Genomic DNA, 7,678 nt, shown 5'->3' with positions numbered 1-7,678 from the left:
GCGGCGAGCAACTTCGCCTGCTCGATCCATTGCTCGCGCGCGATACGACCATCGAAGTTCAGCACGTCCTCGATCCGCTTGACGTCGGCTGCTGTCCAGGCGGCAATCTGGGCATAGCTTGTAACCCCAAGGCCCTTGAGCAGCTTTTCGTTGACCGGGCCGATGCCGATGAGGCGGCGCAGATTATCGGCCTTGCCCGTCGCCGCCTTGGTCGAAGCCGGTGCGGCCTTCTTCGCTGCAGCCTTGGGCGCCGCTGCTTTGGGCGCGGCCGGCTTCGGCGCGGCGGCCGACCTGGTTGCCGCTGGCTTGGCCGATGCCGGCTTTGCCGCGGCAGGCTTGGCGGCGGCAGGCTTGGCGGCGGGCGACTTGGCGGCGGCAGGCTTGGCGGCGGGCGACTTGGCGGCGGCAGGCTTGGCAGCGGCAGGCTTGGCGGCGGCAGGCTTGGCAGCGGCAGGCTTGGCAGAAGCCGATTTGGCCGGTGCGGGTGTCGAGACGAGCGCCGCCGGCGCGGGAGCGGAGGCCTTTGCCGCGCCGGATGCGGCCGGCGCCTCGCGCAGCCGGCGTTCGAGGTCGGCACGTGTGTGGCCGCATGCTTCGAGCTCGGCGGTCAGCCTGTCGGTATCAGCGCGGAGCCTGTCGCGCTCGCCGCGCGTGCGGTCCAGATCACCGCGCAGGCTGTCGAGCTCGCCGCGCAGCCGACCCCAGATGAACCAGCCAACCGACACACCCACAATGAACGCCAGGAGAACGTAGAAAAAAGTGCTCATTCCCTCTCTCCAGTCCGATCCATCCGCCGCGGCCTGGAATGACGACCTCGGCGAAAGGACCATTCAATGGTTCCGCGCTTGCGGAACAGCTGGCTTCAACAGAGCTGTCGGCGCTCGGCTCTTCGCCCATGGCCAACGGCCGCATCGCATTCGCCAAATGTCGCCACCGGCCGAAGCTCGTCCCCTGGCCTGGGCTTTGCGTCCGGCTGAGCTTGAGGCGGGACGCTACCATATGACTTGCGGAAAGCTAACGGAAAAAATTCCCGGAGAGTTCTTCAAGAACAGATATTTATGCCAAGAGTAGAGCCCATTCCCAACATGTGTTCCGGCTAAACTATTCTGGCGCGGACCGAGGTCGAAGTCGCGCGTCACTTATCCAGCGCTTCCAGCTCGTCGATCAGGCCGCCGATCACGCCAAGCCCGATCTGCCAGAAGGCGGGGTTGGTGGCATCAAGACCGAACGGAGCCAGCAGCTCGGAATGATGCTTGGTGCCGCCGGCGCGCAGCATCTCGAAATACTTCTCCTGAAAGCCGCGCTCGGCATTCTGATAGACCGCGTAGAGCGAGTTCACCAGGCAATCGCCGAAGGCATAGGCATAAACGTAGAAGGGCGAATGGATGAAGTGTGGGATATAGGTCCAGAACACTTCATAGCCGTCGCGCAGCCGGATCGCCGGCCCCAGGCTTTCGGCCTGCACCTCGAGCCAGAACTGGCCGAGCCTGTCGGAGGTCAACTCGCCGTTCTTGCGCTCGGCATGCACCTTGCGCTCGAACTCGTAGAAGGCGATCTGGCGCACCACCGTGTTGATCATGTCCTCGACCTTCTGGGCGAGCATGGCCTTGCGCTCGCGCCGGTCGGTGGTCTGGTCGAGCAGCGAGCGGAAGGTCAGCATCTCGCCGAAGACGGAGGCCGTCTCGGCGAGCGTCAGCGGCGTCGAGGCCATCAGCGCGCCCTGGCCTCCGGCCAGCACCTGGTGGACGCCATGGCCGAGCTCATGCGCCAGCGTCATCACATCGCGCGGCTTGCCCATATAATTGAGCAGCACATAGGGATGCGCCGACGGCACCGTCGGATGGGCGAAGGCGCCGGGCGACTTGCCGGGCCTGACCGGCGCGTCGATCCAGTTGCGGTCGAAGAAGGTGCGGGCGATTTCGGCCATGTCGGGCGAAAAGCGCTGATAGGCCGACAGCACCGTGTCCCTGGCGTCGTTCCAGCGGATGATCGCCTGCGGGGTCTCCGGCAAGGGCGCGTTGCGGTCCCAGTGGTTCATCACCGCCATGCCGAGCCAGCGCGCCTTCATCGCATAGTAGCGGTGCGACAGGCGCGGATAGGCCTCGCGCACGGCGGCCGCCAGCGCGTCGACCACGCCGCGCTCGACGCGGTTGGCGAGGTGCCGTGAATCGGCGATGTCCTCGAAGCCACGCCAGCGGTCGGAAATCTCCTTGTCCTTGGCCAGCGTGTTGGTGATCAGCGTGAAGGTGCGCAGATTCTTGCGGAAGGTCGCGGCCAGCGCCTCTGACGCCTGGCGGCGCACTTCGCCATCGGCGTCCTGCAGGCGGTTCAGCGCCGGCTCCAACGCCAGCTCCTCGCCGCCGAGGTCGAAGCGCAGATCGGTCATCGTCTCGTCGAACAGCCGGTTCCAGGCGCCGCGCCCGGTGATCGACTTTTCGTGGAAAAGCTGCTCGACCCTATCCTCGAGCTGGTAGGGCTTGTCCTTCCTGAGGTCGAGCACCCAGGGCCGGTAGTGGCCAAAGGTTGGGTCGGCGGCGAGCGCGCTTTCGATCACGGCGTCGTCGATCAGGTTGAGCTCCAGCGCGAAAAACAGGAGATGCGCGCTGGCGTCCGTCATCTTTTCCTGGATGTCGCCATAGAGCTTGGCGCGCTGCGGATCGGCGGTGTTGCCGGCGTAGATCAGCCCGGCATAGGAGACGATGCGGCCGATCAGCTCCTCCAGCGCCTCATAGGCCTGCAAGGCTTCGCCCAGACGGCCGGCGACGCCGCGCTCGGCCTCGGCGGCAAGCGTGCCCTTCCAGCGGGTCTCGAAGCCAACAGCATCCTGCGCGGCCCTGGCAATGTCGCGCTTCAGCTCGGGCGCTTCCATGCCGGAATAGAGATCGGCGAGGTTCCATTCCGGCAGGTCGCCAAGCTCCGCGGCGCCGTGACCGGACGCAGTCGCCGAAAGCCGCCGATCAGGAATCATGCGCATCAAAAATACCTTCCAGAACAAGGGAGAAAGCAGAGGCCGGTCAAATCCTAAGGAATTCGTTCACCGGGTTTTTTGAAACCTTATTTAGAACCCTGTGCCAAGATGATCCACGGGGATTTCTCGGGCCGGGCAATTACACAGTCATGACAGGTTCCATACTCATAGTCGATGACGATCCCGTGCAGCGCAGGCTGCTCGAGGCGGCGGTGACGAAATTCGGCCACGGGGCGATCGTGGCCGATGGCGGCGAGGCGGGACTTGGCGTTCTCGACGGACCCAATGCGCGCGACGTGTCGGTGATGATCCTCGACCTCGTCATGCCTGGGCTCGACGGCATCGGCGTCTTGAAGGCGATGCGCGAGCGCGGTATCCACGTTCCGGTCATCGTGCAGACCGCGCAGGGCGGCATCGAGACCGTCGTATCGGCGATGCGCCACGGCGCCTTCGATTTCGTCGTCAAGCCGGCCTCGCCCGACAGGCTGCAGACGGCGATCTCCAACGCGCTGAAGGTCGAGGCGGTCGAAGACGAGATGAAGCGCACGTCCAGGCGGCGCGGCGGCCACCTGACCTTCAAGGACCTGATCACGCACAGCCCGGCGATGGACCGGGTGATCCGGCTCGGCCAGAAGGCGGCGGCGTCCAACATCCCGATCCTGATCGAGGGCGAATCGGGCGTCGGCAAGGAGCTGGTGGCGCGCGCCATCCAGGGCAGCGGCGACCGCCGCTCGAAACCGTTCGTCACCGTCAATTGCGGCGCCATCCCCGACAACCTCGTCGAATCGATCCTGTTCGGCCACGAGAAGGGCTCGTTCACCGGCGCCACCGACAAGCACACCGGCAAATTCGTCGAGGCGCATTCGGGCACGCTGTTCCTCGACGAGATCGGCGACCTGCCGCTCGACGTCCAGGTCAAGCTGTTGCGCGCGGTGCAAGAGGGCGAGGTCGATCCGGTCGGCGGCCGTTCGACGGTCAAGGTCGACATCAGGCTGATCTCGGCGACGCACCGCAATCTCCTGCAGCAGGTCAAGGACGGCCGTTTCCGCGAGGATCTGTTCTACCGTCTTAACGTCTATCCGATCTTCGTGCCGCCGCTGCGCGACCGCCGCGACGACATTCCCTATCTGGTCAGGCATTTCATGGAGAAGGTGGCGCCTGCCGATCCCCGTCACCGTCCGCAAGGCATCTCGGCCAGGGCGCTCGCCATGCTGCAGGCCTATGACTGGCCGGGCAACATCAGGCAGTTGGAGAACGCCGTCTTCAGGGCTTCCGTGCTGGCCGAAAGCGAGCTGCTGACGGAAGAGGAGTTTCCGCAGATCCGCGCGCAGCTGGAAGGCACCGTCAAGCTCGATGTCGAAATTGGCGCGCCAGCGCCTGAGCTGAGCGGTGACGACGACGTGGCCGGCGAGCCGGGGGTGGTCGTGGCCGAGCCCGATCCGCCGGCAAGGCTGCAGCCGCGCTTCGGGACGTTGCGGGCACTGGACGAGCGCGGCAATGTACGCGCGCTGGCCGAAGTCGAACTGGAAATGATCAAGCTCGCCATCGACCATTACAATGGCCAGATGAGCGAGGTCGCGCGCCGTCTCGGCATCGGCCGTTCGACCCTCTACAGGAAGCTCAAGGAATACGGCATCGACCCGGAAAGCGGCCGCATCGAGCGCCTTGCTTCCTGACCCGCCGAGCCCTTTTCGCAAGCTCCGGACCAGTTCCGTCCCCTGGTGCGGGCCCGCTCGGCATTGATCGCGGCGCCGGCGGCGCCGCAACGACTCGATTATGGCTGCGATCACGCAATTAAGGCCCGCGGTAACAGATCGTGTTTCGGCCAAAGGCGGAAAAATGATCTAAACCAGCAATTTACCAAGAAACGCAGTGCAATATTTTTGACGGGATATCGCCACGGTGTTACCGCATTTCGGCTTCAATAAGCGATGATTAACCATTAGGATCGATATTCGGATGTGAGAACAACACATCCGTTTGGGCAAATCCGGGGACAAACGGCAGCCTGCAAGGCCATTTGATTTGAACCAAGTCGAACGACATACAGACGGGCGGCATTATCACATGAGCGTCTGGCCGAGATGGCTGGCAGCGGTGGTTTTTGCGCTTGGTTTCCTTGCCGCGACCGGCGCCAGCGCCGAAGTTCGTTCGCTGAAGCTCTATCATCTCCACACGCACGAAAAGGCCGAGATCGTCTACAAGCGCAATGGGCGCTACGATCCCGAGGGCCTGCGCAAGATCAACATCATCCTGCGCGACTGGCGCCGCAACGAACCGACCAAGATGGATCCGCGGCTGCTCGACCTCGTCTGGGAGGCCTACCGGCAGAGCGGCGCCACCGACTACATCCAGGTCGTCTGCGGCTACCGCTCGCCGGCGACAAACTCGATGCTGCGCAGCCGCAGCCGGGGTGTCGCCGAGAAGAGCCAGCATATGCTCGGCAAGGCGATGGACTTCTATATCCCCGGCGTGCCGCTGAAGAAGCTGCGCAACATCGGTCTCAAGATGCAGGGCGGCGGCGTCGGCTACTATCCCTCGTCGGGCTCACCGTTCGTGCATATGGATGTCGGCAATGTGCGCCACTGGCCTGGCATCAGCCGCCAGGAACTGGTCGGGGTGTTCCCGAACGGCAAGACCCTGCACGTTCCGAGCGACGGCAGGCCGCTGCCGGGCTATGAACAGGCTTTGGCCGCCTACAAAGCCCGCAAGGGCGCCGGTACCCCCAACATTGAACTGGCCAGCGCCGGCGGTTCGACCAAGCGGTCCGGCGGGCTGCTTGCTGCCTGGTTTGGCGGCGGCGATGACGAGGCCGACGACAGCGCCGATGTCGCGACTGCCGCGCCTGCGCCCAAGCCGAAGAGCGTGAAGCCGGCGGCGGCCGCCAAGCGCAGCAACCCGCCTGGCATCGCGATCGTGTCACCCCAGGACGCGCAGCGCGCCAACATTCCACAGATCGCCGACGACAATTCGGCCGATTCGGAACCTGAGCAGGACACGCCGGAGACGATCATCGCGGCGCTGCCGCCAAAGGAGGTCCCGCTGCCGGACTTCGCGCCGCGACCGAAGACCGATGTCGGCCAGCAGACGCCTGAGAACGTGCCATTCGGCGTGGCCGACGCCTCGGCGACCACCGAGCAGTCGGTGGCGACGGCGCATGCGCCGGTCAACGTGCCCTTCGGCATGGCCAATCCGGCCGGCGCCGATGCCGATCCAGCGCAGGCGGCGGTCAACAACAACGTTCCGCTGCCGACCTGGCGACCCGACCGTTCGCTTCCGGCCGATCTCGCGGCGCAGGACAAGAGCGTGCTGCTGGCGCTGGCCGACACCGCCCAGCACAACAAGACCGCGACCGATGCGTTCTCGGTCCTGCCCAGCGCGCGTCCGGATGAGGCCAAGGCGGACGAAGTCAAGCCGGATGAAGTCAAGCCGGATGAAGTCAAGGCCGTTCTCGACGAGGCCAACGCCACGACCGAGGCCAGTGTCGCCAGTGGCGACTATCAGGTCGCCTCGCTCGAGCCGCGCTCGGCATTCAACGATCCGTCCGGCGTCGATGCGGCCTCCCCGCGCGACGCCATCGCCAGCCGCCCGGCCGGTTCCGATCCGGCGCTGGCAATCGGTGCCGGCGTGAAGACGACGCGCAAGGAAGCCAGGGCCAGCGCCCGCGACCTCAAGCCCGGGCCGAAGGCAATGGTGGTTGCCGCCGCGCCGCAGGCCGCGCGCTGGGCACTGAACAGCGGCGAATACGTCGCCACGGTCTCCAGCGCGACGACGGCGCCGCGCTATGCCTACAACATCGTGCATACGCCGCCGAGCGAGGTCTATACGGCAGGCTTCCAGGCCGACAACCAGTTGGCGGATGCCAACCGGTTCACCGGCAACGCCGTGAAGTTCCTCTCGGTCGCCCGTTTCCAGACCAAGTAGGCGACAGGCCAGACAATCGCAAAAGCCGCGCCGGGCGACCCGCGCGGCTTTTTGCTTTTTGGCGGGCAACGCCCGCGGAACCGTCCGCTCGGCTCTGGCTTCGACCGTGCCGGGATGCTAACGACAAGCGCCTGCTCTCCCGCTTCGTCTAATGGTAGGACAGCGCCCTTTGAAGGCGTGAATCGTGGTTCGAATCCATGAGCGGGAACCAGCGCTTGCCGACCTGTCAGCAATGGGCTCGGGCCTGCGGATCACGTCAAGCATTGGGTTCACCACAAGAAGGTCGTCGAGAAGCTCTGCAGCTGATTGCATTCCAGCAACTGGTCCGGTCGGCTCGAGCCGGCCGGGCTTTTCGTGTCCAGGACGCTACTTCGTGAGCTGGCTCGCCGCGCGCGCCAGGGCTTCGATCTCGTCCCACTTGCCGGCCTTGACCATGTCGTCGGGCGCCACCCAGGATCCGCCGACGCAGATGACGTTGGGCAGAGCAAGATAGTCGGCGGCGTTCCTGGCACTGATGCCGCCGGTCGGGCAGAACTTCACGTCAGCGAGCGGTGAGGCGAAGGCCTTCAGCGAGGCAATGCCGCCGGACTGCTCGGCAGGGAAGAATTTCAGGAAGCGCAAGCCGGCCTCGCGGGCGGCCATGATCTCGCCGGGCGTGATGGCGCCGGGCAGCAGCGGCACATCGCTGTCACTGGCCGCGGCCAGGAGCTGGCTGGTGATGCCGGGGCTGACGATGAATCTCGAGCCGGCGCGGGCTGCTTCATCGAACTGCCCGGCGTCGAGGAT

5 protein-coding genes and 1 tRNA gene are annotated in these 7,678 nt (G+C 65.3%); 3 read left to right on the top strand and 3 right to left on the bottom strand.

Annotated features, from left to right (window positions below; all coding sequences use genetic code 11):
* Both EOA33_RS17485 and EOA33_RS17480 read right to left on the bottom strand, forming a co-directional pair.
* The coding region (locus tag EOA33_RS17485) for a proton-conducting membrane transporter (protein ID WP_127406164.1) at positions 1-767 on the bottom strand (767 nt) is incomplete at its 3' end.
* 368 nt (positions 768-1,135) lie between these two features.
* On the bottom strand, positions 1,136-2,974 hold the full coding sequence (locus tag EOA33_RS17480) for a M3 family oligoendopeptidase (protein WP_189347391.1): 1,839 nt from the start codon (positions 2,972-2,974) through the stop codon (positions 1,136-1,138).
* A gap of 143 nt (positions 2,975-3,117) precedes the next feature.
* Here EOA33_RS17480 and EOA33_RS17475 point away from each other — a divergent pair, with 143 nt between their 5' ends.
* The 3 genes from EOA33_RS17475 (at position 3,118) to EOA33_RS17465 (ending at position 7,103) form a co-directional block, all read left to right on the top strand.
* Positions 3,118-4,644 carry a sigma-54 dependent transcriptional regulator gene (locus EOA33_RS17475; RefSeq protein ID WP_126058435.1) on the top strand — a complete coding sequence of 509 codons (1,527 nt, stop codon included), beginning with the start codon at positions 3,118-3,120 and terminating at the stop codon, positions 4,642-4,644.
* Positions 4,645-5,035: 391 nt separating this feature from the next.
* Positions 5,036-6,892: a DUF882 domain-containing protein gene (locus EOA33_RS17470; RefSeq protein WP_126058436.1), complete on the top strand. Its 1,857-nt coding sequence runs from the start codon at positions 5,036-5,038 to the stop codon at positions 6,890-6,892.
* Between the two features lie 137 nt (positions 6,893-7,029).
* A tRNA-Gln gene (locus tag EOA33_RS17465) sits at positions 7,030-7,103 on the top strand.
* A 155-nt stretch (positions 7,104-7,258) separates the two neighbouring features.
* Here EOA33_RS17465 and eda read toward each other — a convergent pair.
* A partial coding sequence (gene eda, locus EOA33_RS17460) for a bifunctional 4-hydroxy-2-oxoglutarate aldolase/2-dehydro-3-deoxy-phosphogluconate aldolase (protein WP_127406163.1) occupies positions 7,259-7,678 on the bottom strand: 420 nt, incomplete at its 5' end.

The sequence above is a fragment of the Mesorhizobium sp. M4A.F.Ca.ET.050.02.1.1 genome (assembly GCF_003997725.1).
Lineage (GTDB): Bacteria > Pseudomonadota > Alphaproteobacteria > Rhizobiales > Rhizobiaceae > Mesorhizobium.
The sequence above is the reverse complement of the archived record's forward strand: the minus strand, read 5'-3'. Positions and strand labels throughout refer to the sequence as shown.

Excerpts from the sequence above, each read along its gene's own strand:
- EOA33_RS17475 (WP_126058435.1), top strand. The coding sequence starts at position 3,118 with ATGACAGGTTCCATACTCATAGTCGATGACGATCCCGTGCAGCGCAGG.
- EOA33_RS17470 (WP_126058436.1), top strand. The coding sequence starts at position 5,036 with ATGAGCGTCTGGCCGAGATGGCTGGCAGCGGTGGTTTTTGCGCTTGGT.
- EOA33_RS17480 (WP_189347391.1), bottom strand. The coding sequence starts at position 2,974 with ATGCGCATGATTCCTGATCGGCGGCTTTCGGCGACTGCGTCCGGTCAC.